The organism is Paraburkholderia caribensis, from assembly GCF_002902945.1.
Lineage (GTDB): Bacteria > Pseudomonadota > Gammaproteobacteria > Burkholderiales > Burkholderiaceae > Paraburkholderia > Paraburkholderia caribensis.
On the sequence record NZ_CP026103.1, the window covers coordinates 1,610,393 to 1,635,669 of the forward strand.

Consider the following 25,277-nt stretch of genomic DNA (forward strand, 5'->3'; position numbering starts at 1 on the left):
GCCATCGGGCCGCTTTTCACTTATACGCCAAGTTGCTTCGCGAGATCCACCAGGTCGTTGGCGACCCAATCCCAATTGTGTTCCGGCTTTAGATTCGTTGTTTGCGAGGCGCCGTGTTCATGGGGACGTGGAATGAATGCCGTTCTGAATCCGCACTTCTGCGCCGCTGCCAGATCGCTATTGTGCGCGGCCACCATGCACACCTCTCCCGGCGTCAACGCCAGAATCCCGGCCGTGCGCAAATACGCTTCGGGCGATGGCTTGTAGGCTTGCGCGACTTCCGCGCCGAGAATCGCGTCCCACGGCAGGCCGCCGTGCTTCGCCATATCGATCATCAGCCTGACATTGCCGTTAGACAGTGGCGCGATGATGTATTGCGACTTGAGCCGTGCAAGTCCTTCGACAGTATCCGGCCATGGATCGAGCCGATGCCACGCGAGATTGAATTCGTCGAGTTCCGCGGCAGGGATCTGTTTGGCTTCGATACCGAACTCGTGCAACACCGCTTCGAGATTCTCACGGTGCAATATATCGAGCTTCGTGAACGGACGCTCGCCGCTGCGGACCCGTTGCATCGCGGGTTGATATTGCGCGCGCCACGCATCCGCGAATGCGTCGGCTTCCTGTCCGCTTCGTCCATGCCTTTGCAGAAATGCAGCCGCTTCACGCGCAACGCCACTCCGCCAATCGACGAGCGTGCCGAAAACATCGAATACGAAAGCCTTTACGTCCGCTGTTGTCATAGGAAATCCAGTTGCAGTTGCGCGGCGGGCTCAAGGCTGCCATGCCTCGCCATCGGGGTAAACATAGGTGTCGAGCGACGGCGCCTTCATTTCGATGCTGTATCCCGGCTTTTGCGGAGGCATATAGTGGCCATTGCGAATAACGACGGGATCGACGAAATGCTCGTGCAGATGATCGACATATTCGAGCACGCGGCTTTCCAGCGACGCCGACACGCAGATATAGTCGAATAGCGAAATGTGCTGCACGTACTCGCACAATCCGACGCCACCCGCATGCGGACATACGGGCACGCCGAACTTTGCCGCCATCAGTAGCACGACGAGTACTTCGTTCAGTCCGCCCAGACGGCAGCTATCGACCTGGCAGAAATCGATTGCCTGAGCCTGCAGCAACTGCTTGAACATCACGCGGTTCTGGCAATGTTCGCCCGTCGCCACACCGATCGATCCCAGCCGCTGACGAATGGCAGCGTGACCGAGCACATCGTCGGGACTTGTCGGCTCTTCGATCCACCACGGGTCGAATTCCGCGAGGCGTCGCATGTTCGCGACGGCTTCATCGACGTCCCACACCTGATTCGCATCCATCATCAGCTTCAGGTTCTCGCCGATCTCTTCACGCAGAATGCGGGCGCGCCGCACATCCTCTTCGAGATTCCCGCCTACCTTCTGCTTGAAATGGGTCCACCCTTGCGCAACACCTTCGCGCGCGAGCCGGCGGATCTTGTCGTCGTCGTAACCAAGCCAGCCCGCCGATGTCGTATACGCCGGATAGCCTCGGGCGAGCATTTCCTTTTCGCGTTCGCCTTTCGTCCCGGCGTGGCGATTCAGCAGCGCCAGCGCTTCGTACGGCGTGATCGCATCCGTGACGTAACGAAAGTCGAGACAGCGCACGAGTTCTTCCGGGCTCATATCGACGAGCAGCTTCCAGACGGGCTTGCCAACCGACTTTGCCCACAGGTCCCACACGGCATTGACGATAGCGGCCGTGGCCAGATGAATCGCGCCCTTATCGGGACCGATCCAGCGCAATTGACTATCTGAAGTAAAGGCGCGCCAGAATGCACCCATATTCGCCACGATATCTTCGAGCTTCTTGCCTACGATAAGCGGCGTCAAGGCATTCACCGCTGTCACGCAGATTTCATTGCCGCGCCCGATCGTAAAGGTCAATCCGTGCCCTGTGAGCTTTTGCGGCGAATCGGTTTCGAGCGTGACGTAAGTGGCGGAATAGTCCGGCGCGGCATTCATTGCGTCGGAGCCGTCGAGAGAACGGGAAGTGGGAAAACGAATGTCGCGAACGGACAGCCTCGTGATCGTGGTCATCTGAGCACCCTCCAGGGATGGCTACGGGCATTGACCTGCTAGCGAAGAGGAACCGCCTGGTGCGTTCGTCAAAAACGGGAGATCCGGGTACACCCTGATAAGTCCTACCAGGCGTTTGCACGCGTTGACAACGCTCAATCCACTTCCTAGCATGCTAGCATGTCTTCTGGAAATCAAGCGTGCCGTGAGCTCTTCGTCAGATGTAGCGAATGCCGCCAGTAATCCGTATGTCGCACTGCAAAAGGTCAAAGGCGGCGAGCGCGGCAGCCTGACCGACGCGGTGGAACAGGCGCTGAGAGAAGCGATCGTGACATTGGTGCTGGAACCCGGAATGATGATCGACAAGCTGGCTGTGTGCGAGCGCATGGGCGTATCGCGCTTTCCGGTTTCCGCTGCATTGGCGCGGCTCGAGCATGCGGGCCTCGTCGAAGTTCTGCCGCAGCGCGGCACGCGCGTCAAACCCATCGCGCTTCACGACATACGCCAGCACCTGTTCATACGCAGCGCGCTGGAAGTCGAAACCGTGCGCGCCGTCGCGCTGATGCGTGACAGTGCGACCATCGACGCGCTCGCCGTCAATCTCGATCAGCAGCGCGACGTTGCCGGCAACGGAGAGCGTTTGTCGTTTCATGTACTCGATCTGGCCTTTCACGAAATCATGCTCGACGCGGTGAATCTGCCGCGTGTGAAGGAAATCGTCGCTGTGTCGCGCAACGCACTGGATCGCGCAAGACAACTGTTGGCAAGTCCGGAGCGGCTCGTGCATACGCTCGACGAGCACGAGCGCATATTCGCGGCTATCCGGGTGGGAAACGCCGATACGGCTGCAAAAGCAATGCACGATCATCTCGACGAAGTGGTCGCCGAATTGCACCGGTCCGCGAAAGAAAGGCCCGATCTTTTCGCACCTTGAGGACAAGGCAATGTCTCTGGCTTCTCTTTGCATGACTGCCGCGCCATGACTCCACTCATTTCCGTCAGCAAGCTCAACAAGAGCTTTCCGGGCGTGAGGGCGCTGCACGAAGTGCAGTTCGAACTCATGGCAGGCGAAGTGCATGCGTTGATGGGCGAGAACGGCGCAGGCAAGTCCACGCTGATGAAAATCCTTGCCGGCGTGTACACGCGCGATTCCGGAGAAATGCTCTACGACGGCAAGCCCGTCGATTTCACCAGCCCGCGCGAGGCGCAGGCGGCAGGCATTGGCATCATTCATCAGGAACTTCAGCTGATGAACCATCTGACCGTCGCGCAGAACATGTTCATTGGCCGCGAGCCGCGCGGACGCCTCGGCCTGTTTCTCGATGAAGACAAACTCAACGCGCAAGCTCGCGACATCCTCTCGCGCATGCATGTGAATCTCGATCCGCGTACCGTCGTCGATTCGCTCACGGTCGCGAGCCAGCAAATGGTCGAGATCGCGAAGGCGCTGTCGTTCGACTCGCGCGTGCTCATCATGGACGAGCCGACCTCGGCGCTCAACGACGCCGAGATTGCCGAGCTTTTCCGTATCATCCGTCAGCTGAAGGAACGCGGTGTCGGCATCATCTACATCTCGCACAAGATGGATGAGCTCAAGCAGATTTCCGACCGGGTCACCGTGATGCGCGACGGCGAATACGTGGCCACCGTCGCGACGGCGGACACGACCGTGCCCGCGATCATCGGCATGATGGTGGGCCGCACGCTCGCCGACGTCACGCCGTATCAAGGCACAGAATGCACGGGCGACATCGCGCTCGAAGTGAAGCATCTGAACGCCGGCCCACTCGTCAAGGACGTGAGCTTCACGCTGCGCAAAGGCGAGATATTGGGCTTTGCAGGCCTGATGGGCGCCGGCCGCACGGAAGTCGCGCGTGCGGTATTCGGCGCCGACCCGATCGAGTCAGGCGAAATCTTCGTAAAAGGCGTGAAGGCGCTCATCAAGCGACCCTGCAATGCCGTTGCGCACAGCATCGGCTATCTCTCGGAAGACCGCAAACGCTTCGGCCTCGCGACGGGCATGGATGTCGAATCGAACATCGTGATGTCGGATCTCGGCAAGTTCCTGTCGCTGCGTGTGTTTCTCCGCCGCGCGCAGATCCGCAAGCGCGCTTCGCATTTCATCAATCTGCTCGCGATCCGCACGCCTTCCCCGACACAGCCTGTCAGGCTGCTGTCGGGCGGCAACCAGCAGAAGATCGTCATTGCAAAATGGCTGGAGCGCGACTGCGATGTATTGTTCTTCGACGAACCGACGCGCGGCATCGATGTCGGCGCAAAGAGCGAGATCTACAAGCTGTTGCGCTCGCTCGCGGCGCAAGGCAAGGCGATCGTGATGATCTCGTCTGAATTGCCGGAAATTCTGCGCATGAGCGACCGCATCGTCGTGATGTGCGAAGGCCGTATCACTGGCGAGCTTTCCGCCAGCGAGGCCACGCAGGAAAGCATCATGCATCTCGCGACGCAGCGCGAATCCTTGAAAACCGCTTGAGCCTCTAGAGGTCGAGATCGATGACATCGCAACCGGATACCGCGGCACTATCCAACGAAAGAAGACTATCGGGCTTCAGAGCCCGGCTCTTCTCGCCAACCGCCTTGCAAAAGCTGCTCGCGTTCACAAGCCTGATACTGCTGCTGATCTTTTTCAGTTTCGCGTCGCCCGCGTTCATGCAGATGGACAACATCCTCGGCATTCTGCAGGCGACGGCCGTCAATGGTGTGCTGGCCATTGCGAGTACTTTCGTCATTATCACGGGCGGCATCGATCTGTCCGTCGGCACGCTGATGACATTCACGGCTGTCATTTGCGGCGTGTTTCTCACCTACTGGCATTTGCCGATGTGGATGGGCGTGCTCGCCGCCATCGCGACGGGCGCAGCGTGCGGCACGATTTCGGGCACGTTGACGGCAAAAATGAAAATACCGCCGTTCATTGCCACGCTGGGCATGATGTTGCTGCTGAAAGGACTTTCGCTCGTCGTGTCGGTCGATAAGCCGATCTATTTCACCGACACGGAGAACTTCTACATGATCTCGCAGGATTCTCTGATCGCGTATTTCCTGCCCAGCGTGCCCGTGCCGAACGCCGTCCTCATTCTGTTCTTGCTCGCCATCGTGAGTTCGGTCACGCTCAACCGCACCGCACTTGGCCGCTATACGTTCGCACTCGGCAGCAATGAAGAAGCCGTGCGTCTGTCGGGCGTGAACGTCGACAGATGGAAGATAGCAATCTACGGCCTGGGCGGCGCGATTTGCGGCATCGCCGGATTGCTGATCGCGTCGCGTCTGAATTCGGCGCAACCGGCCCTCGGCCAGGGCTACGAACTGGAAGCGATTGCGGCTGTGGTGATTGGCGGCACGTCGTTGAGCGGCGGATCGGGCACGATACTCGGCACCATCATCGGCGCATTCATCATGAGCGTGCTGACCAACGGCTTGCGCATCATGTCGGTTGCGCAGGAATGGCAGATCGTGGTGACAGGTCTCATCATCATTCTCGCCGTGTATGCCGACATCTTGCGACGCCGAAAGCGCTGAGCCTGCACACGACAATAGAAATCAAAGAAAGGAGAGTACCGAAAGGCTCTCTCAACGGCTGGAGGTCGATAGCCCACCTTAGGAGGAGAAACCCCATGTTGAAAAGAAAAGTACTCGGTATCGCGCTCGGTGTCGGCGCACTCGTTGGTGCAAGCAGTCTGGCGTATGCGGACGAGCCCTACATTCCGCTCATTTCCAAGGGCTTCCAGCATCAGTTCTGGCAGGCCGTGAAATCGGGCGCCGAGCAATCCGCAAAGGAACACAACGTGCGCATCACGTTCGAAGGCCCGGAAACGGAGGCAATGGTCGATAAACAGATCGACATGTTGTCGGCAGCGCTCGCGAAGAAACCACAGGCACTCGGCATTGCCGCGCTCGACAGCAAGGCTGCCATTCCGCTGCTCAAGCGCGCGCAGTCCGGCAAGATTCCCGTCATCGCATTCGACTCGGGCGTCGACAGCGATATTCCGCTGACGACCTGCGCGACGGATAACCTCGCCGCCGCTGCGCTCGCCGCGGACAAGATGGCTGGGATGATCGGCAACTCGGGCGAAGTCGGCGTCATTGTGCACGACCAGACGAGCCGCACGGGCATCGACCGGCGCGACGGCTTCCTGAACGAGATGAAATCGAAGCATCCGAACATCAAGATCGTGTCGGTGCAATACGGCGGCGGCGATCACCTGAAGTCGGCGGAGATAGCCAAGGCGATGATTCAGGCCAATCCGAACATCAAGGGCATTTTCGGCGCCAACGAAGGCTCAGCGGAAGGCGCGGCCATCGGCGTGAAGGAATCGGGCAAGAAGCTGGTGCTGATCGGCTACGACTCAGGCAAGGAACAGAAAGAAGACATCATGTCCGGCCTGATGGCGGGTGCGATTACACAAAACCCGGTGGGCATCGGCAAATGCGTGATCGATTCAGCCGTGAAAGCGCTCAAGGGCGAGAAGTTGCCGAAGAAAGTTGATACTGGCTTTTACTGGTACGACAAGACGAACATAAATGATCCGAAGATCGCGGCGGTGCTCTATGACTAGGTAGCGTGCGATGCAAGAGGAAGCTTCAAGACCTTCCTCTTGCATTTTTATACAACGCCGCACACGTCGCTATTACCGCAAGTCCGCGCGCAATTCACGCACGCCCCTTCCCAAGCGCTGGCGCAGCAGCGTTCTCAACGTCGCACCGTCGACATAACCCACTTCAGCGGCGATCGCCTCGAGATCGAGACCGCTGCCATGAAGCAGCGATTGCGCGCGTTCGACGCGCAAGTCCTGAAAGTACGCGAGCGGCGATTTCCCCAGCACTTCCTGGCAGCGGCGCTGCAGCGTGCGCGCGCTCGTCGCCAGTGCGCCCGCTGCGTCTTGCAGCGAGAAGCCCTCTTTCAGATGATCCCGCGCCCATCGTTCGAAACGCTGCATCAACGGGTCCGCCATCGCCAGATGATTGGGAATGATGTATGGCGCCTGCAATGAGCGGATATCGGCGAGCAGATAACGCGACACGAGGGTCGCCAGCTCTGGGCTCGCCTTACGGATTAACCAGAGCGTGAGATCGAGGTGTCCCATTGCCGCGCCCGCCGTCACGCCGATATCGGTCGCGACGAGCATGCGCGATTCGTCGAGCGAAACCTTCGGATAGCGTTGCCTGAAGAGCGGCGCGAGCGACCAGGTCGACGTCGCTTCCCGATGATCGAGCAGCCCCGCTTCGGCGAGCAGAAACGTGCCGATGCACGAAGCGGCAATCAAGGCGCCCTCGGCACGCCACGCCAGCAATTGCGCCGTGGCCTGTTTCACGTCCGCCCGTTCCAGCGCGGGAAGCAGTTCTTCCGGCGTGGTCTTGCCGAGCGCGGGAACGATGACCCAGTCCGGTTTCAGGTCTGGTGTGATCGGCTGCACGGGAATCGTGAAGCCTTGCCCCGAGCGCACGCGCTTGCGCACGCCTACCACGGTCACGTTGAATTTCGGCGTTCCGCCCGTCATGCGTGAAGCGAGCTTGTTCGCGGAGCCGAGCGCGTCGAGCGTAACGGCAAGCCCTGTATCGAACAGTCCATCGAGTGCGAGCACGGTAATGCGCATGGCGTAAATGACCCTAACGTTGTCATATGCGACGGTACATCTTTTTCACTTGGAGTGCAGGCTCGCTGCCGGATGCAAAAGAGAACCTCGCGATTTTTACGACATTTTTTCTTGTGGCCCCTCATGGCCGATTCTAGACTTCACACAAGTCAGCAAGCCCGGAGAGAGACACCATGTCGAAACGACGCGCGACACTCGAAAAGCATTCACCCCTCGCTTATAGCGAGAGAAGCACTGGCAGCGTGGTGCTGCGCCGCTTCGATCCATCGCGCGACTCGTACGGGCAACTCACGACAATGCTGCATCGCGCATTTGCGCGGCTCGGCATGATGGGGTTGAACTGCACGTGTGTGGATCAGGATGTGGCCGTCACGATGAAACGTGCTCGAAGCGGCGAATGCTTCGTGATGGTAAGCGGTGGAAAGATCATCGGTACCATGACGCTTTATACAAGCGACAGCGACTCGCTCTGCGAGCATTATCACCGGCAAGACGTGGCGTCGATTCGCCAGCTGGCCATCGATCCTTCGTGGCAGAACCGCGGCATCGGCAAATCCATGCTGGCGTTCGCCGAGCATTGGGCCGCGACGCGCGGTTATGCGGAGTTGGCGCTCGATACGCCGTATCCGGCTGCGCATCTCGTTGCCTTCTATCGCGGGCAGGGCTTTCGCATCGTCGACGCGGTGCGTTTCGCGGGCAAGGTGTACGACAGCGCGATTCTCAGCAAGGCGCCCGTTGTCGCGCGCACGCTGGCCGCATGGACGCATCAGATCGCATTGCCGGGCGCGCACCTCGTTCGGTTCGCGGCGTGAAGGTCCGATTAAGGCAACGAGGTGCCGCATGCTGCGGTTGAGATTTCGGGAATCCCACGATGTAACGCAGACTGGCGCGAAACCAGCCCGCAACGAAAGCACGCTCGCGAGCCTTGAGGTTCAGCACCGCTGGTGCTTCGTACTGGCACTCGCCGCCAGCGTGGGCGCTTTGCTGGCAATCAGTCTGGGCTTCGCGACGTTCGGAATCGCGGTGTATGTCGCGGCGATTTTGCCGTTCGCGTTCTTCTCATAGGCCGCTGCGTGCTGTTTTGCAGCGATCCAGCCAGTCGAGCACGACACGCAAAACGTCGTCGCTGTTCTCGTCCATCATCATCATGTGCGTGTTGCCGCGCATGCCGAGGGCAGGCAGATCGACACGCACGCCCTCTCCGCCCGCCGCATTCCACGCCTCGATCGACGCACTCGCGCGAGCCGCATGCGCACGCCACGCTTGGTCCTCTTCGATGAAGTCGCCAAACACGACGAGTGCGGGCGTGCCCGGCAAACCGGCATCGAACGAAGCAGGGACGCCGTGCGGTTCGAGTGCGACGCAGGCGCGCACGAGATCGCGCGCCGCGTCGGCTGCATCGGAAACCAGACCGCCGCCCTGGCTGAAACCAAGCAAGGCACACGGCCCGATACGCCGCACCACATCGATCAACGCCTGCCTTTGCAGCGCACGCGTGCCCGGCCAGCGCGGCACGGTTTGCGCCGACAGGCCTTGCATCGCGTCGAGCGGAAAGCGGTGGCCCGCGTAACCAAAGCGATAGATCTTCGCGGACTCTTCGTCGCTGCGCGATAACGGACGGTCGGGCCAGACACCGTCGAGCGCGCAGAAGCCGGCACGTCCGCGTTCGACGTTGTCCACCACATACACCGACACGCCCGCTTCGAGCAGCCGCTGCAGCCAGCCGGGCCTGCCGTCCGGCGTGTCTTCCCACATCGCGCCCGTCAGCCCGCCGCCATGCATCAGCACGAGCGGCACCGCATATCGCGGCGAGGCTTGCAGAAAGTACTGCACGTAGGCCGCTTCGATCCAGTACGTGCCGTTCGGATCGTAGTCACGCGTCGACGTCGACGACAGCGTGACGCGATACGGCGCTTCGCCCCTGACGTTCACGCGCCGTCCGCCGACGAAGAAACTGCCTGTTTTCTGAAGCGTGATCATCGGCGGTTCCGGCTCACACGCGCACCGCACTGAGGGTTTCGGCCGGAAACAGTTCTTCCGGCTTGAGCAGCCGATGGCACACGCCCTGTTCATAGCCGAACTTCAGGAAAGCCTCGAGCGTCGTGCGATTCGGCTCTAGTCCGTACGGCCAGATGTCCGCGCCGAACAACGCCTGCGCTTCGGCAACACGCGTCGGCATCCATGGCAGCGGGAAGTGCGAGCACGTGATATCGCTCAGCCGGTAAAGGCTATTGCGCTTGGCCTCTTCAAACGCCTTCAACAGATTGCCCGCGATCCACCGATGCTTTTCAAACGCCTCACGGCGCAACACGATCAGGTGCATGATCGGAAAGATGCGCGTGGCCTCGTAGTATTCGCGTTCCGTGTCGGCAAAGCGCGAGAAGAGCCGCACGATCTCATCCGCGCGTTCCTGGCCCGGCTCGGGCGGACGCGCGCTCAGCACGGCGTCGATCTCGCCGTCGAGCAGCAACGACGTCAGCGAGCGCCCGGGCTCCGACCGATACGACACGCCCTCGGGCACGCGCACGTTCACCTTCTCCTTGCGGCCCGCCTGATTCACGCCGCCCTGCACCCACTCGATTTCGGAAAGCGGAATGCCGAGCGAATGCGCAATCCAGCCACGCGAGTAGATCGCGGCCGTTTGCGCCCACTCCGGAATGCCGATGCGTTTGCCGCGCAAATCCTCGGGACGCTGGACGCGGCCATCGCGGCGCACATAGAGCGAAGACTGGCGGAACGAGCGCGATGGAAACACGGGCAATCCGACCAGCCGGTCATCGCCCTGCGAGCGCAGCGACGAATACTTGCCAAACGACATTTCCGAAATGTCCCACTCCTGAAAATGCGTCGTGCGATAAAAGATCTCTTCGACGTTGAGCACCGACGGCACCAGTTCGATGCCTTCGGGCTGCACGCGGCCGCTTACCAGGTCGCGCACATGGTCATAGTCGCTGACAGCGAGGCTGAGCGTTAATCTCGACATAATGGTTCTCTTTGAAACGGAAATTCAGTGTGCGTTAGTTACGACCACATGCGGCTGCGATGGACCAACGGTCAGCACCAGCATCGCTGTCGTCAGTACCGCGGCGCCGATCGCTGCGAACATGATGCCCGGTCCGCCCGACCACTGCTGCAAAACACCCGCCACGGCCGGTCCGAACATCGCGCCGATACGCGACAGCCCCAGGAACACGCCGACGCCCGTGCCGCGCATTTCAGTCGGGTAAGTGGCTGCAACCAGGTTGTTGAGCACGATCTGCGAGCCGACGACGAAAGCACCCGCGCCAGCGACGGCAATCAGCGTCGTGGTGCGGTCGGTCGCCCACGCGAGCAAGGCGACCATCGCTGCGCCGAGCAGGTACGACGCCGAAATCACGCGTCGGCGATCGCCGACGCGGTCAGCGATAAACCCCGAAATCAGGCCGCCCGCCACGGCCATGCCCGCGAACAACGAGCCATACGCGAAGCTCGACGACAGGTTCTCGCCGCGCTTGAGCATGATGGTTGGCAGCCAGCCCGACAGGCCGTAGGCCGAAAACAGGCTCAACGCGCCGGCGGCCCAGAAACTCAGCGTGCGCAGCCGGTAATCGCGCGACAGCAGCAGGCCGAGCGGACTTCTGTGCGAGATCGCGCCGCCCGTGGCGAACTGGCCCGCGTCGTAGGCTGCAGCGCGGTCCGGACGCAAGCGGTGCAGCAACGGCTTGACCTCTTCCCAACGTCCGCGGCTGGCGAGAAAGCGCGGCGATTCGGGCAGCCACAGTTGAATCGCAAGCGCGAACACGAGCGCGACGCCGCCTATGTAATAAAGACTCTGCCAGCCGTAATGCGGCGTGAGCCACGCCGCGATCAATCCTGCCGACGACGAGCCGCTCACCCAGCCAAGCGAGAAGAACAGGCTCGTGAAAACATTCGACGAACGCTTCGGCGCGATCTCGTTGATGTAGGTGATCGCGAGCGGCATCAGCAGCCCGAGCGCCAGTCCCATCGTCACGCGCAACGCGATGTAAGACGCGAGGCTGTGCGCGAACAGCGCGATCGCCAGACTCATCACGCCGGAGCCCCAGCAGCCTAGCAGCAGAATGCTGCGGCGCCCGAAGCGGTCGCCCAGCAGCCCGCTGACGGCCGAGCCCGCGGCGAATCCTGCCAGCCCGCTCGACAGCATAATGCCGATGCGCGTCGGCGACAGTCCCCACGGACCTGCCACGTAGTGGACGATATACGCCGAGTTGTACAGGTCGTAACCGTCGAACAGCAGGATCATTGCGATCAGGACGCCGAGCCGGATGTGAAAGCCGCCAAGCGGCGCATCCTCCAGTTCCTGGCGAACGTCGATGCGCCCCGCAGGCATCGACACTTTGTGTTGGGCCATGATGTTCTCCACTGTCAGAAGGTATGTTTGATGCCGACCATGGCACCCGTCTGGTTTCCGCCCGCCGTCACGTCGCCCGTGGCGCGCACCCCGACGTTCAGCCCGTTCGAGTTGGTGACGTACGATACTTCGGCGTAGAGATCCGTGCGCTTGGATAGAAAGTAGTCCGCCAGCAGCACGCCGCTGGTGGCCTTTTGTCCCGTGCCATGAATGCGCTCCTGATACCCGCCGAGCGAAAAGATCAGCGGCGAGCTGGCTTGCCACGACGCGCCCAGCCAGTACAACAGCGAGCCTTCCAGCGTCGCGCTGTTACGGATGTTGAGCCAGCGCGTGCCGACATACGCCCGCACCGGTCCGAACGTATAGGTCGCACCGCCCACTACGCGCATCTGCGTGACATCCTGCGTGGCGATCGACGTGCCTTGCATCTGATCATAGGCAACGCCGACGTTGGCGGAGCCGTTTGCGTACTGCAGCGCGAAACTGTATTCGCGCCCGACCTTCGAATGACCGGGCACCTGCGCGCCGTTGGGGATCGTCGAGTCGAACCCGGTGCTATACAGTGCCGCAAACGTCACGCCCGAGAACCGCGCCGTATATCGGACCGCATTGTCGGCGCGACCCACGAGCGTTGCATCGTAGCCTTGGGCCGAATAACTCGGATTGAACTGAAGTGCGTCGTACACGTACATCAGGTCATACAGCAGGTTGTATTGCCGGCCGAGCGTCACGTCGCCATACGGCGTGCTCAGCCCGACATACGCCTTGCGGCCGAACAGACGGCCGCCCTGCCCGAGCGTTCCGTTGTTGATCGAGTAGCCGTTCTCGAGCACGAATAGGGCCTTCAGGCCGCCGCCGAGGTCCTCCGTGCCGCGCAAGCCCCAGCGCGAACCGGCAAGGCTGCCGGACTCCATGCGTACTGCCGTGCCGGACGTGCCATTGGGGCCGGGCACGTGATTGGCGACTTCCACGCCGACATCGGTGATGCCATAGAGCGTCACCGAGCCCTGCGCATACGCGCAAGAGGTGGCGGCGCATGTCAGGCTGAACGCGGCGAGAGTGTGGCGTCTCTTCACTAGAGTGTCTCCGAGATTTTTGTATTCGTGTGTTGGTGTTGATCCGGTTTGTCCGCGCGGCATGGCGGCAGGCGCGATGCCGCGCGGACAAACCCGCCCGTGACGCCACGGGCGATACGGCTTCGACGCGTTGCGTGTCAGTTCAGGCGCGGCGGCTCGCGGCGCGGCTGCGGCAACGGCGTGCCGAGCCCTGCCTCGCTCGCGAGCGCATACAGCCGCAAGCCGAGCGCGAGATCCGATACGCCCATGCCCATCGCCTTGAAGACCGTGATGTCATCGGATGCCGTGCGCGCGCGTCCCTCGGCGATCACGTCGCATAGCGGCGTCACCTCGCTCCAGGCATCGCGCGCGCCGTACGCACGCACGAACTCGGTCGACAGGCGTTTCGCCGCGCCGAGATCGTCGACCACGGCACGCGTGCAGCGGGCGAACACATCGTCGGCGAGTTCGATACGCTCTTCCGTAATTGCGCCTACCGCGTTCACGTGCGTTCCATGCGCAAGCGCCGATGCAGGCAGAAACGCTTCCGTGGCGCGCGTCACAGTCGTGACGATCGGCGCATCGGCGACGGCGGCCTCCACCGACGGCGCCTCGACGATCTCGATGTCGAACTTCTCGCGCGCCCGCTCGACGAAGGCACGCCGCTTGTCGGGCGTCGGGCTGTACACGCGCACCAGTTTCAGGCGGCGCACGGCAGCGACGGCAGCGAGTTGCGCGAGCGCCTGCTTGCCCGTGCCGATCAGCGCGAGCACGTCCGCATCGGGCCGCGCGAGCCACTTCGTCGCCACGCCGGAAATGCCGCCCGTGCGCATCTGGCCGAGCGCGAATGCTTCGAGAATCGCCTTCAACTGGCCGTTCTCGCTATCGAAGAGAATCAGCAGCGGACATGCGCCGCCTTCCGTATGCGCCCACGTCTTGGTCCCGACGATGCCCGCCTGCTGAAACGCCGCGCCGATCGCGTGCAGATTGCTGTGCCCCCAGGCGACATGTGTCTTGCCCATGTTGCGCGCCGCGCCGCTCGCCTGTTGCGCGAGGCCTGCTTCGAGCGCTTCGATGGCACCCGAGAGATTCATCAGCGAGACGATCTGCTGCTCGGAAATCCACACGGGTGTGTTGGCCGCGTTCATTGCTCATCCTCGAAAATCGACGCCACGGGTGGTTCGAGCCGCAGCGTGTTGACGGCGATCGCATGCGTGACGTAGCGGCCGATCAGCATCACAAAGGCCATGGCTTGCGCAGGCGTCACGAGGCGCGCAAATGCGTCGAACTCTGCCTGCGCTTCGAGGCCGCGCGAATGCAATGCCTTCAGCGCATAGGCTTGCGCCGCTTTTTCGACATCGCTCAGTTCCGTTGCGGCAGAAGGATCGAGCCGGTTGACCTGCGCGATCCAGGTGCGCGCAAAGCCCAGCTTCACGCTCAGACGTTCATGCTGGTGGCGCTCGTAACGGTTCTCCATGTAACTCGCCACCGTCAGCGCGCCGAGTTCCGTGAGCCGGTCGGGCAATGCCTGCTTTAGCGCGTCGGTGAAATGCATGAATTGCAGAAGCACGTCGGGCGCATGGCCCGCGCACTTGAACAGCTCGCCGAGATAACGCAAGCGCTCGACGCGCGGTGTCAGATAGGCGGCCAGATCGCTCCGCATGTCGGCCATTTCGAGCCGTGGAATCCTGTCGCTCATCAGCGTCTCCGTGTTCGTTGTCGTTCGGATCGTCGCGGGCGCTCAGAGCAGGCCAGCGCGATCGAGCACGCCATCGAGCCGCGCTTCCAGTTCGCGCGTAGCGGGCATCATCGGCAAGCGATGCTCATTCGCGGGAATCAGGCCCATGCGCTTCATCATGTATTTGATGGGGATCGGATTCGTGTCGTAGAACACCGACTGATTCAACTCGAACAACGCGAAATGCAAGGCCCGCGCCGCCGCGTAGTCGCCGCGTTCGACGGCCTCGACCAGATCGGCGACCTTGCGCGGCGCCAGATTGCCGACCGCATTCATCAGCCCGCAGGCGCCGACGGCGAGCATCGGATAGCTCAGCTCTTCGAGACCGACGAACACGCGCCACTCGGGCCCGAACGCATCGAGCATGTGCGTGACGAAAGCCATGTCGTTGACCGCGTGCTTCATGCCCACGAGGTTCGGCGCGCGCTCGCGGATCGCCTTGACGGTGGCGAGGTCCATGCTGACTGCCGCACGCCCCGGGATGTGATAGATCAGCAGCGGCCGTTCGGTGCGCGCGGCGATATCCGCGTAGTACTCGACCAGCCCGCGCTGCGGCGGACGGATGTAGTAAGGCGTGACGACCAGCATCGCATCGGCGCCCGCCTTGTCGGCGTGCTGCGTCAGTTCGATCGTCTCCGCGTGCGATTGCGAGCCCGTGGCGGCCAGCACGGGAACGCGGCCCGCCGCTGCCTCGACGGCCACGTCGACGAGGCGGTTGCGCTCGGCCACGGTGAGCAGGCTCGGCTCGGCCGTCGTGCCGTTCACGAGCACGCCGTGGCCGCCGTTGACGATCTGCCAGTCGACGAGCCGCGCATACGTTTCGTAATCGACGGTCTGGTTGCGGAAGGGCGTAACGATCGGCGTGATCGAGCCTTTCAGCCAGGAGATGTCGCGCATGATTCGGATTCCTTGTCGATGAAGCGGATTACGCAGCCTTGGCAGCGTTCGTTCGATTGGTCGAAAACCCCGTCTGCGTGCCGAGCAGCGCAGGCGCCTCCTTCATGCTCTCCTGCCACAGCAGCGACTGCATGTAGATGTTGAGCGGCTGATCCTGGATGGTCAGCTCGTACACGTAGTCGTCGTAGGACGCATGGTTGTGCACGGCCCAGCCGGGCGCCGACAGCATCAGGTCGCCGGCCTTCCACTCGTAGCGGTTGCCCGCCACCATGCTGTAGCCCGAGCCCGAAAAGTAGTAGTTGATGGCTGCCGATACGTGGCGATGCGGACGGTCGACGATCTTCGGCGGACGGATCGTCATCGTCGCGAAGAAGTTCGGCGTGATGCCGTTGGTGCGGCCCGTCACCGGGTTGTACATCATGTACAGGCGGCGGCCGACGTAGTCGCTGCCCAGCGCCTCGAGCTTGTCGAGTTCCGCCTTCACCTGTTGCCACGAAAAATGCAGCGGGCGCGATTCGACCACCTGCGGGTTGATCAGCGTTTCGTACGGCATCAGCAGCCCGCCGTCTTCGCCGATGGGAAACGTGCCGAACGGACTGCGGCGCTTCGGGTCGTCGCTCGCATGCGCGGTGAGCGTCTGCGTCGGCACTTCGAGTTCGACGCCGAACTCGGGCACATACACTTCCATGTGCTGCAGCAGCGGCGTGTTCGAGTAGACCAGCCGCACCTGGATGTCGTCGGTGTCGTTCGTATGTGCGAAGGCGACGAAGGCGGGGTGATTCCACACGTCGTACTGACGGAACGCGATGGTGCGGCCCGCGACGCGCGTCGAGCCGCCGCCCCGGATGCAGAAGTTCACCTCGGTGGCGTTGTGGCGCATCGGCTCCGTCGATTCGCCCGGCAACAGAACCTGCAGCGACACCTGAATGCCAGGCGCAAGTCCCGGCGAGCCGGCGCGCGCCGACGGATGGACGATCAACGACTGGCGGCGGCCGTCCGCGGGCTTCGGCAGCGCGGCAAGGCGCTCCACTTCCGCGTCGATCTGTTCGCGGCTCACGATCACGGGCGCCCAGTAATGATTGTCGCGGGGACGCTGGCCCGTCTGATCGACGAAGCTTGCTTGCGCCGGCCCGAATTCGCGTCTCAGGTCATGCATCGGAAAGTCTCCTCAAGGCACCCGCCCGAAACGGTTCGCGGCGCGGTGCAAAAATGGAATCGAGGACTGAAAATTACTCGCCGACGCTCTGTCGATCAAGATTGATATTTCAAATCAATATAAACGTTGGAAACGCTCACTGCTGCGATGCAAAACACCTGAAAGTCATTAACTACAGCCTTTCTGCTAGACTGCAGAATGCCCGAGCATTACGCTGAATTTGGTTGATTTATATTGATTACATTGATTTCATGACGACCCGAGATCTGATGACGCGCGAGGAGGTATTGGCCCGGCTCAACATCAAGCCGGCCACGCTCTACTCGTACGTAAGCCGCGGCCTGATCGGCACCGCGCCGCACGACGACGGCCGGCGCAGCCTGTACGTACGCGCCGACGTCGAACGGGTGGGCAGCCGCAAGCGTGGACGCATGCCGAAGGCGGCATCGGCTGAATCGACGATGCGCTGGGGCGAGCCCGTGCTCGCTTCCGCGATCACGCACATCACGCCGCAAGGTCCGCTGTACCGCAACCGGTCCGCCGTCGAGATGGCGAAGGCTGGCTCTTCGTTCGAATCGGTTTCGCAGCTGCTGATGACAGGCATCTGGCAGGACGGCGTCACCGCCTGGGGGGCGCTCGACACGCCGCAAGCCGTCCTGCCGCTATTCGATGCGTACGCGGGCAAACTGGACGGCAGCGATATCGCCAACCTGCTCGGCATGGTGCCGCTCGCGCTCGGCATGCAGGGGCGCGGCGCGGCGGAGATTTCCGACGGCAGCGCGGTGCAGGCCGCACGCCTCATCATGCAGACGATGGCGGGATGTCTCGGATTCCTGAGCAAAACGCGCGCGTTCGTGATGCGCGAGCGCGGCGAGAGTCTCGCGGCCTATCTGCTGCGCGCAGCAGGCGGCACGTGCACACCCGATGCCGTGTTTGCCGTCAACGGAGCGCTCACCGTGCTCGCCGACAACGAACTGGCGCCCGCCACCTTTGCCGCGCGTGTCGCGGCGTCGACGAATGCGGACCTCTACAACTGCGTCGCGGCGGCGATCGGTTCGCACGTCGGTTTTTCGACGGGCACGGCGACGGAGAAAGTCGAAACCCTGCTGTTACGCGACGTCGCCAATCCGGACACGGCGCCGCGCCTGCAGATGGTTCGCGAGGTCGGCGCGAGTCTGTTCGGCTTCAACCACCCGCTGTATCCGGAAGGCGACGTGCGCGCCAATCTGATCCTCGAACAGGTGCGCGCGCTGCAGCACGCGACGCCGGAGACGATCCCGACACTCGAATTCCTCGCGCTCGCCAGAGACAAACTGTCGATGCATCCCGGCGTGGCGATTGCCCTCGTCGTCCTTGCACGGGCGCTCGGCCTGCCGGATGGCACGGCCACGGCCTTATGGATCATCAGCCGTACGGCGGGCTGGGTGGCGCATGTGCTGGAACAGCGCGCGCAGGCTTTTCTGCTGCGGCCACGGGCGAAGTACATCGCGGCCTTGCGAATGTAGCGCCTGTAGCGCCTTTAGCGTCGAACACGCGCCGGCTCAGACGGATAAACCCGCAGCCGTGTCCCGCGCCATTTCGGCGAGCAGCCATGCGCGAAATGCCGCCACGCGCGCCAGCGACTCCTCGCCCGCCGGATAAACGAGGTAATACGCCCCCTGGCCCTTCGCGGTCTGCGGCAGCGCCTGCACGAGTCGGCCCGACGACAGTTCGGTCCGCACCATCGCCGGGTCCACCACCGCGACGCCGAGGTTTTCGCAGGCGGCCTGGATCACCATGTTGCGCGATGCGAGTAACAACTGGCGTCCGCCTGGCGGCAATGGCTGTTGCGCAGCATCGGCCCAGACGGTCCAATCGTCGGGCCGCGTTTTCGCCGAGAGCAGCGTGAAGCGCGCAAGATCGGCGACGCTCGACAGCGGTCCGTTCGCCGACAGCGTGTCAGGCGAACACACGACGATCAGCGACTCCTCGCGCAGGAAGTCGCAATGCACGCCTGGCCAGTGACCGTCGCCATAGGCGATCGCGCAGTCGAGCGCCTCGCGCTCCAGGTCCACCTGCGCAATCGACACGCGAATCTCCACATTGGCGAACTGTTCCTGCACGGCTGTGAGCCGGGGCAGGAGCCAGTGCATCGCGAAGGTCGGCAGCGAGTTGACGACGAGCGGCGCCGGGCGTTCGTTCGCTGCTACGCGCTGCCACGCCGACCATAACCGTTGCAGACATTGATCGACTTCGCCGTGCAGCAGGCGCCCCGCTTCCGTAAACGCGAGCCCGCGCCCGGTGCGCGTGAAAAGCCGCGTGCCGAGCCGCTCTTCGAGCACGCCAAGCTGATAGCTGAGCGCCGATGGGCTCAGATGCAGTTCGCGGGCCGCATGCACGAGGTTCAGATGGTGGCCGATCACCTGGAAGCTGCGCAGATGATTGATCGATGGCAGCGCTTGTGTGCTCAAGGGGAAAGGCTCCGTCGAGGGACGTAACCCATCGTACCCAGCCGCGCGGCGCGTCGCAATCCGGGATTGCCGCGATCAAAGATCGAGAACCAGCTCGTCTGTATGCGAGCGCGAGCAACACGGCAGGAACTGATCATTGCGGGCGCGCTCGTCGTCGGTCAGATACAGGTCGCGATGTTCGGGATCGCCCGCCAGCACGCGCGTCAGACACGTGCCGCAGACACCCTGCTCGCACGATGTCTCGATGCACACGCCGTGCGCGGCGAGCGCCTGCACCACCGTTTCCCGTTCGCTTACGCTTACCAACTTGCCGCTGCGTGCCAGCCGTACGCTGAACGCGCGCGCCGTGGGCGCGTTGTCACGCGTGTCGATCGCGGGCGCGCTGAAATACTCGCGATGCAAATGCCGGTCCGTCCAGCCGGCCTGCTTCGCTGTATCGAATGCGTGGTCCATGAAGCCGGAAGGACCGCACACGTACAGATGCGAACCAGGCAACGGATCGCGCACGACACGCGCAACGTCGATTCGCGCATCGGCGGGTGCGTCGTCGGTGTAGAGCGTGCAACGGCCATTCAGATGCGGCGCGTCGAGCCGGTCGAGAAAGGCCGCCCGCTCGCGATTGCGTACGCAATAGTGCAGCTCGAACGAGGCCTGCGTCCGCGCGAGCCGCTCGGCCATGCTCAGCAGCGGCGTAATGCCAATGCCGCCCGCGAGCAGCACCGAATGCCGCGCGTCGTTCGCGAGCGGAAAATGATTGCGCGGCCCTTCGATACTCAGCGTGTCGCCCACGTGCAATGCGTGCATCGCGCGCGAACCGCCGCGCGATGCAACGTTGTGTTGCACCGCTATCACGTAGGCGTCGCGTTGCTGTGGACCTCCGCATAGCGAGTACTGGCGAACGAGGCCTGTCGGCAGATGCACGTCGATGTGCGCGCCCGGTGTGTATTCCGGAAGCCGCGTGCCGTCGAGCGGCGCGAGTTCGAACATGCGGATGCCTTGCGCGACCTCTTCGATCCTTCTGATACCTGTTTTCATGGGGGATTCGGATTGATGTCGTCAGGCACTCTGGCTCACGCTTGCCACCGCATAGCGGCGCGACAGTCTCACGAGCAGCATCAGCAACACGCCGATGGCAGGCAGCAGCGCGACCGCAAAGAGAATCGTGTCCGGCTTCCAGCCGTTCGCGAGGACGGCACCCACCAGCATCGGCGAGCCGATCTTGCCGATCTGTCCCGCCGCGCCGCCGAGTCCAAGCGCCGTGGAGCGCACACGCGTCGGAAAGATGAGCGCGAACAGCGCGAGCGGCGCGGATTGTCCGATACCGCCCGTGAAGCCGATCACGAAGCCGCCTGGCAGCAGCGCCGCGAAGCGCGTGACCTCGAATGCAACGACAACCGTCGTCACGGCGAGCACGAGCAGCGCAGGCAACAGCGAACGTGTCGGCCCGAAGCGGCTCACCAGGTATCCGGCCAACCCGAGTCCGAGCATCGAACCGATGTCGAGGCTCGCGAGCACATACGATGTTTGCACCACCGAGATGCCCGCCGTCTGCAGCAGCGGCGTGAGCCATACGGTCATGACCTTGATGGTCGCGTAACTCAGCATCAGGATGCCGAGCAGCAACAACGTGATGCCCGCGCGGCCTTCGCTGAATATCTCTCGCACGGGCACGCCCTTGCGCGTCACTTGCGCAGCGCCCGCCGCCGCGTTCAACCGTAGCTGGTCGACGTCGATGGTCTCGCCAGGAAAGAGCCGCGAGAACACGGCGCGCAACTTCTGCGTCTTGCCGCGCGAGATCAGGAAATGCGGCGACTCCGGCAGCCACGCGACGATGGCGAGCGCCGCTGCGATCGACAGCGCGCCGCCCACCACATATACCGCACGCCACCCGAAGTGCGCGAGCACATAGCCGTTGACGACCGCGCCGACCGCTGCGCCGAGCGAGTAGTTGGCGAACAGCACCGCGACCGCGAGCCCTCTGGAGCGGCTATGCACATATTCGGCACCGAGCGCGAGAACACAGGGAAAGATGCCGCCGAGGCCGATGCCGCCGAGAAAGCGCACGATCAGCAGTTGCGTGTAGTTCTCCACGGACGCCGTTCCAAGCGTGAGCGCGCCGATCAGCAACGCGGCAGCGATCACGAGCGGCCGGCGGCCGACACGGTCGGCGAGATAGCCGAACACGAAGGTGCCGATCAGGCCGCCCAGTTGCAGCACCGAAAACACCACGCCGAAACTCGCGAGCGGCACGTCGAGCGCATGGGCCATGGCTTTGGTGGCGACGCTGATGGACTGGGTGTCGAGACCATCGAGGAAGATGACTGATCCGCATAGCACGAGAATCAGTCGCTGATAGGCCGAGAGCGGCCGGCTGTCGATCAGCGCGGCAGCCGCGCGCGGCGTTGCGGTCGATTGCATGTCTGTCTCCTTGAAGCGGGCGCGGTGCGTCCCGCCTTCTTTTCTGGTTTCTTGCGTCGCTTACGCTATCGCCAGGGGCACAGGCTGATCGCTGCGCGCCTCGGCGTCGATCATCGCCGCGAGCAGACGCCGCGCGCGGATCGCGGCCGCGTCGGTGGCGAGCAGGACGGGACGCATCGACAACAGCTCGCGCTCGCCCATGCGCGTCTGCACGCCTTCGATCATCGGCTTGTCCTGTTCGTGAAAGCCCATTTGCTGCCAGCGTGCCGTTTCGTCGTCCGCGTCAGGATCGTCGAGACGATAGTTGCGCGAACTCGCATACAGATACTGCGTCGCCGCTGCACCGATGGGTGTGACGATGTGCGTGCCGATCCGCACGAGGCCTTGCTCGCGCGGCCTGCCAGCGGGCACCACGCCCGTCTCCAGCAGACAGCAGCCCGGCGCATGCCAGCGTATGTTCAGCCAGTAATCCACGGGCGCGTCGGGATCGTCGAGAAACGGGCGGAACGATTGCGGCGCGCGCGTCGCGGCCACCATGCGCCGGCTTTCCAGCGCACTGCCGTCCTGCACGACATCGTGTTTCGCCTGAAGAAAATCGTCGACCTGCTGATACGGCGCGTGCAGGTAGTTCACATGCGAAAGGTCCATCAGATTATCGACGACCAGTTCGTAATGCGCTGTTTGGGTCATCTCGTCACCGACGGTTTTCAGTCGCGGCGACACCAGATGCGAAAAATCGGGGATCAGGCTCGCGTCGGCGCGCGATGGTTCGCCCGCCCATATCCACACGAGCCCATACCGGTCTTCTGCCGGAAAGCTGCGCACGCGCGCGCCGGGAGGAATGCGGCCGTCGCCGTGCGGATTCTTCGAGCAGTCGCCGCTACAGTCGAACTGCAGTCCGTGATATCCGCATTCGACGCCGTCGCCGACCCGCTTGCCCATCGACAGTGGTGCAAAGCGATGCGGGCAGCGGTCGATCATCGCGACGGGTGCGCCATCGTGCTTGCGGTAGAGCAGCATCGGCTCGCCTAGCAACTCGCGGGTGGAAAAATCGACGCCGACATCGCGGCTCCACGCCGCGGCGTACCACGTGTTCCTCAGCAATTTCATGACTCGCTTTCCTCGAATAACGCTGTCGTTGGGGACAAGGGCAGGTTATCGGCGAAACACGAGTACGACAAACGCAATTATTTGGCGGCAGAATCGCAATTTTTCGATGCCTATACCGAGAAGCGCTACAGGCACGTTTCAAGAAGGCAAGACAGGGTTGTGACTACGCGCCCTGCCGCTGCTTCCAGTCAGCGTATAGATCACCATGCGATTCCAGCCGAACCGGTTCATAACGGATCTTGACGGTTTGCTCGGCAAACGGCTTCGCGAGGTCGGCGTACACAGCCGCTGTCGACAGCCCATAAGGCGCGCCGTCTTCGTTGGAGTACGCATAAAACACTTCACCGATGCCCGCCATCCGCATCGCGGCAAGACACATCGGACACGGATGACCGCTCGCATACACCGTGCATCCCGCGAGATCCGGCGAGCCGAGTTTCTGGCTCGCCGCGCGGATCGCGTTCAATTCCGCGTGCGAGGTCGGATCGTTCGTGCGCAGTATGTCGTTCACGCCTGTTGCGACGACCTTTCCATCCTTGACGATCACTGCGCCAAACGGCCGGCCGCCGCTCTCGATATTGCCGTAGGCGAGTTCGATTGCTTCAGCGAGGTAACGTTGTTGCGGGGTCATGGCAGTCGCTCCTTGAATACGTCCCAGGAGTTTACGACACGTCGATTCAAAACGTCTCCCACTCGACTTCCGCCCGCGTTTGAACGGCCGGCTCGCGTTGTGCGACGCCCTTCTTCGCGGCCACCGCGCGAGTGCGAATCGGCGTCGCGTGCGCAGCCGCCGCATGAATCCCCTGCTGCCCGCCATCGAGCCTGAACATCGCCACCGCAGCCTTGAGGCTCGCGGCCTGATCGGCCATCGACTGCGCGGCTGCTGTCGCCTGTTCGACGAGCGCGGCATTCTGCTGCGTCACCTGATCCATCTGCGCGACGGCCGTATTGACCTGTTCGATGCCCGTCGACTGTTCTGTCGACGCCGCCGCGATTTCGCTCATGATGTCCGTCACGCGTTTCACCGAGCGGACCACGTCGTTCATCGTCTCGCCCGCGTCGTGCACGAGCGTCGAGCCCGTCGACACATGGGCAGCGGATGTTTCGATCAACGCCTTGATCTCTTTCGCGGCGGCAGCGCTGCGTTGCGCGAGCGTGCGAACCTCGCCCGCGACCACAGCGAAGCCGCGGCCCTCTTCTCCGGCGCGTGCCGCTTCGACGGCCGCGTTGAGCGCGAGAATGTTCGTCTGGAACGCAATGCCTTCGATCACCGAAATGATCTCGGAAACGCGCGAAGAACTCGATGAGATGTCATCCATCGTCGCGACGACCTTGCGTACCACATCGCCGCCCGTCGTCGCGGTCTGCGATGCGTTGCTCGCCAGCGTGCTGCCCTGGCGAGCGTTTTCGGTGTTCTGCCGGACTGTCGACGTAAGCTCTTCCATGCTCGCAGCCGTTTCTTCCAGCGAAGCCGCCTGCTCTTCCGTGCGCTGCGACAGATCGGTGTTGCCCTGCGCGATTTCGCCCGCCGCGACCGAGATCGACTCGGCCGATTGTTTGATGTCGGCGACGATCGACGTGAGCCGCGCGCGCATCGTGTCCAGCGATCCCATCAGGCTGTCGGCATCGGCGTTCGCGAGATCGACCTTGACGGCGAGATTGCCCTGCGCGATCTGCGCGGCGATATCCTGCGCGCTGCGCGGCTCGCCGCCCAGTTGCCGCAGGATGCTGCGGGTAATCAGCGTCGCCGTGAGCAGCGCGAGCGCAATCGATGCCGCCACGATCGCCGCGATCAGCACGCGAATCCGCGAGTAGGTCGCGATTGCGTCCTGCTGCGCGACGAGATTCGACTGGTCTTCGAAATCCGCCAGCTCCGCCGCGTGCGCAAGCCATGTGCGTTGCGTCGGCCGGGCACGTTCGAGCAGCAACTGGGTCGCGGCGATCGTGTCGTTCGCGAGACTGAGCTCGACCACCTTGCTCATCGGCGGCACAGCAGCGGACTCTTCCTGCTTGAGCGCGGCCATCAGCGAACGCTCGCGCGCGTCGGTTCCGGCTTCTTCCGCAAACATGCGGTCGAGCTTCTGATACGCGTCCGCGTAAAGCGCGCTCTGCTTCGCAATCCGCTCGGCTTCGGCTCGCCTGTCCGCAGCGGTCGTATAGAGCACGACGTTGCGCATCGCGATCGCGCGGTCCTGAATCGACGTGCGAAGCTCGTTGGCGAGACGCGCCTGCGTACCGTTGACGCGGGCAATCTCATCCAGTTTGCCGTTCAGCGCCCACAGGCCATAGAAACCGATCATCGCCACAGCGAGCAGCAAGGCCGTCAACAGGCCGAATCCGGCAAGCAGGCGTGTCGAGACATTCAGGTCGCGCAGTTTCATTGCAGTCGTGCCTCGTTGTTGGTTACAACTTGTTTACGGC

Annotated in this window: 24 protein-coding genes; 7 read left to right on the forward strand and 17 right to left on the reverse strand. The window is 62.8% G+C overall.

The genetic code is table 11. The features are described 5' to 3' along the window. Positions 1-20 precede the first annotated feature (20 nt). Positions 21-743, reverse strand: coding sequence for a haloacid dehalogenase type II (locus C2L66_RS36865; protein WP_060608952.1), 723 nt, complete (start codon positions 741-743; stop codon positions 21-23). A 30-nt stretch (positions 744-773) separates the two neighbouring features. Beyond that, complete coding sequence (locus C2L66_RS36870; protein ID WP_060608955.1) at positions 774-2,072, reverse strand: L-fuconate dehydratase; 1,299 nt, start codon at positions 2,070-2,072, stop codon at positions 774-776. 151 nt (positions 2,073-2,223) lie between these two features. Between C2L66_RS36870 and C2L66_RS36875 the strand changes: the two genes are divergently transcribed. The 4 genes from C2L66_RS36875 (at position 2,224) to C2L66_RS36890 (ending at position 6,625) form a co-directional block, all read left to right on the forward strand. Continuing rightward, positions 2,224-2,985 (forward strand): GntR family transcriptional regulator, encoded by a 762-nt coding sequence (locus C2L66_RS36875; protein ID WP_054931064.1) that lies wholly within the window; start codon positions 2,224-2,226, stop codon positions 2,983-2,985. Between the two features lie 45 nt (positions 2,986-3,030). Continuing rightward, complete coding sequence (locus C2L66_RS36880; protein WP_060608958.1) at positions 3,031-4,542, forward strand: sugar ABC transporter ATP-binding protein; 1,512 nt, start codon at positions 3,031-3,033, stop codon at positions 4,540-4,542. 20 nt (positions 4,543-4,562) lie between these two features. Further along, on the forward strand, positions 4,563-5,588 hold the full coding sequence (locus tag C2L66_RS36885; RefSeq protein ID WP_060608960.1) for an ABC transporter permease: 1,026 nt from the start codon (positions 4,563-4,565) through the stop codon (positions 5,586-5,588). 95 nt (positions 5,589-5,683) lie between these two features. Continuing rightward, positions 5,684-6,625, forward strand: a complete 942-nt coding sequence (locus C2L66_RS36890) for an ABC transporter substrate-binding protein (protein WP_054931067.1) — start codon at positions 5,684-5,686, stop codon at positions 6,623-6,625. Between the two features lie 72 nt (positions 6,626-6,697). Here the strand turns inward: C2L66_RS36890 and C2L66_RS36895 are convergent, their stop codons facing one another. Next, a complete protein-coding gene (locus tag C2L66_RS36895) occupies positions 6,698-7,663 on the reverse strand; it encodes a GlxA family transcriptional regulator (RefSeq protein WP_054931068.1) in 966 nt (321 codons plus the stop codon). A 173-nt stretch (positions 7,664-7,836) separates the two neighbouring features. Between C2L66_RS36895 and C2L66_RS36900 the strand changes: the two genes are divergently transcribed. Together C2L66_RS36900 and C2L66_RS36905 are read left to right on the forward strand one after the other, a co-directional pair. Continuing rightward, entirely contained in the window at positions 7,837-8,475 is a 639-nt protein-coding gene (locus C2L66_RS36900; RefSeq protein WP_060608963.1) for a GNAT family N-acetyltransferase, read from the forward strand. Positions 8,476-8,503: 28 nt separating this feature from the next. Then, on the forward strand, positions 8,504-8,728 hold the full coding sequence (locus C2L66_RS36905) for a hypothetical protein (RefSeq protein WP_060608966.1): 225 nt from the start codon (positions 8,504-8,506) through the stop codon (positions 8,726-8,728). Here the strand turns inward: C2L66_RS36905 and C2L66_RS36910 are convergent. The 8 genes from C2L66_RS36910 to C2L66_RS36945 form a co-directional block, all read right to left on the reverse strand. Next, on the reverse strand, positions 8,723-9,643 hold the full coding sequence (locus C2L66_RS36910; protein WP_060608969.1) for an alpha/beta hydrolase family protein: 921 nt from the start codon (positions 9,641-9,643) through the stop codon (positions 8,723-8,725). The two genes, C2L66_RS36905 and C2L66_RS36910, sit on opposite strands and share 6 nt — an antisense overlap. 13 nt (positions 9,644-9,656) lie before the next feature. Continuing rightward, positions 9,657-10,646 (reverse strand): substrate-binding domain-containing protein, encoded by a 990-nt coding sequence (locus C2L66_RS36915; protein WP_060608972.1) that lies wholly within the window; start codon positions 10,644-10,646, stop codon positions 9,657-9,659. Positions 10,647-10,670: 24 nt separating this feature from the next. Further along, a complete protein-coding gene (locus tag C2L66_RS36920) occupies positions 10,671-12,032 on the reverse strand; it encodes an MFS transporter (protein WP_060610552.1) in 1,362 nt (453 codons plus the stop codon). 14 nt (positions 12,033-12,046) lie between these two features. Further along, entirely contained in the window at positions 12,047-13,108 is a 1,062-nt protein-coding gene (locus C2L66_RS36925) for a porin (protein ID WP_060608975.1), read from the reverse strand. Between the two features lie 137 nt (positions 13,109-13,245). Next, a complete protein-coding gene (locus C2L66_RS36930) occupies positions 13,246-14,235 on the reverse strand; it encodes an ornithine cyclodeaminase family protein (RefSeq protein WP_060608978.1) in 990 nt (329 codons plus the stop codon). After that, entirely contained in the window at positions 14,232-14,786 is a 555-nt protein-coding gene (locus tag C2L66_RS36935) for a carboxymuconolactone decarboxylase family protein (RefSeq protein WP_054931075.1), read from the reverse strand. Before C2L66_RS36935 ends, C2L66_RS36930 begins: the two co-directional genes overlap by 4 nt. 42 nt (positions 14,787-14,828) lie before the next feature. Continuing rightward, positions 14,829-15,722 (reverse strand): 4-hydroxy-tetrahydrodipicolinate synthase, encoded by an 894-nt coding sequence (gene dapA / locus C2L66_RS36940; RefSeq protein WP_060608981.1) that lies wholly within the window; start codon positions 15,720-15,722, stop codon positions 14,829-14,831. 28 nt (positions 15,723-15,750) lie between these two features. Further along, positions 15,751-16,878, reverse strand: a complete 1,128-nt coding sequence (locus tag C2L66_RS36945; RefSeq protein WP_060608984.1) for a cupin domain-containing protein — start codon at positions 16,876-16,878, stop codon at positions 15,751-15,753. Positions 16,879-17,147: 269 nt separating this feature from the next. Here C2L66_RS36945 and C2L66_RS36950 point away from each other — a divergent pair, with 269 nt between their 5' ends. Continuing rightward, the gene (locus C2L66_RS36950) at positions 17,148-18,383 is read left to right on the forward strand and encodes a citrate/2-methylcitrate synthase (protein WP_054931078.1); all 1,236 of its coding nucleotides are present in this window, start codon (positions 17,148-17,150) and stop codon (positions 18,381-18,383) included. 36 nt (positions 18,384-18,419) lie between these two features. Here the strand turns inward: C2L66_RS36950 and C2L66_RS36955 are convergent, their stop codons facing one another. The 6 genes from C2L66_RS36955 to C2L66_RS36980 form a co-directional block, all read right to left on the reverse strand. Next, positions 18,420-19,328 carry a LysR substrate-binding domain-containing protein gene (locus C2L66_RS36955; protein WP_054931079.1) on the reverse strand — a complete coding sequence of 303 codons (909 nt, stop codon included), beginning with the start codon at positions 19,326-19,328 and terminating at the stop codon, positions 18,420-18,422. 75 nt (positions 19,329-19,403) lie between these two features. Then, entirely contained in the window at positions 19,404-20,363 is a 960-nt protein-coding gene (locus C2L66_RS36960; RefSeq protein ID WP_060608987.1) for a PDR/VanB family oxidoreductase, read from the reverse strand. Between the two features lie 21 nt (positions 20,364-20,384). After that, entirely contained in the window at positions 20,385-21,746 is a 1,362-nt protein-coding gene (locus C2L66_RS36965; protein ID WP_054931081.1) for an MFS transporter, read from the reverse strand. Positions 21,747-21,806: 60 nt separating this feature from the next. Continuing rightward, positions 21,807-22,856 (reverse strand): aromatic ring-hydroxylating dioxygenase subunit alpha, encoded by a 1,050-nt coding sequence (locus C2L66_RS36970; protein WP_060608990.1) that lies wholly within the window; start codon positions 22,854-22,856, stop codon positions 21,807-21,809. A gap of 163 nt (positions 22,857-23,019) precedes the next feature. Then, on the reverse strand, positions 23,020-23,487 hold the full coding sequence (locus C2L66_RS36975) for a nucleoside deaminase (protein ID WP_060608993.1): 468 nt from the start codon (positions 23,485-23,487) through the stop codon (positions 23,020-23,022). 46 nt (positions 23,488-23,533) lie between these two features. Beyond that, complete coding sequence (locus tag C2L66_RS36980) at positions 23,534-25,237, reverse strand: methyl-accepting chemotaxis protein (RefSeq protein WP_060608996.1); 1,704 nt, start codon at positions 25,235-25,237, stop codon at positions 23,534-23,536. Between the last annotated feature and the right edge of the window lie 40 nt (positions 25,238-25,277).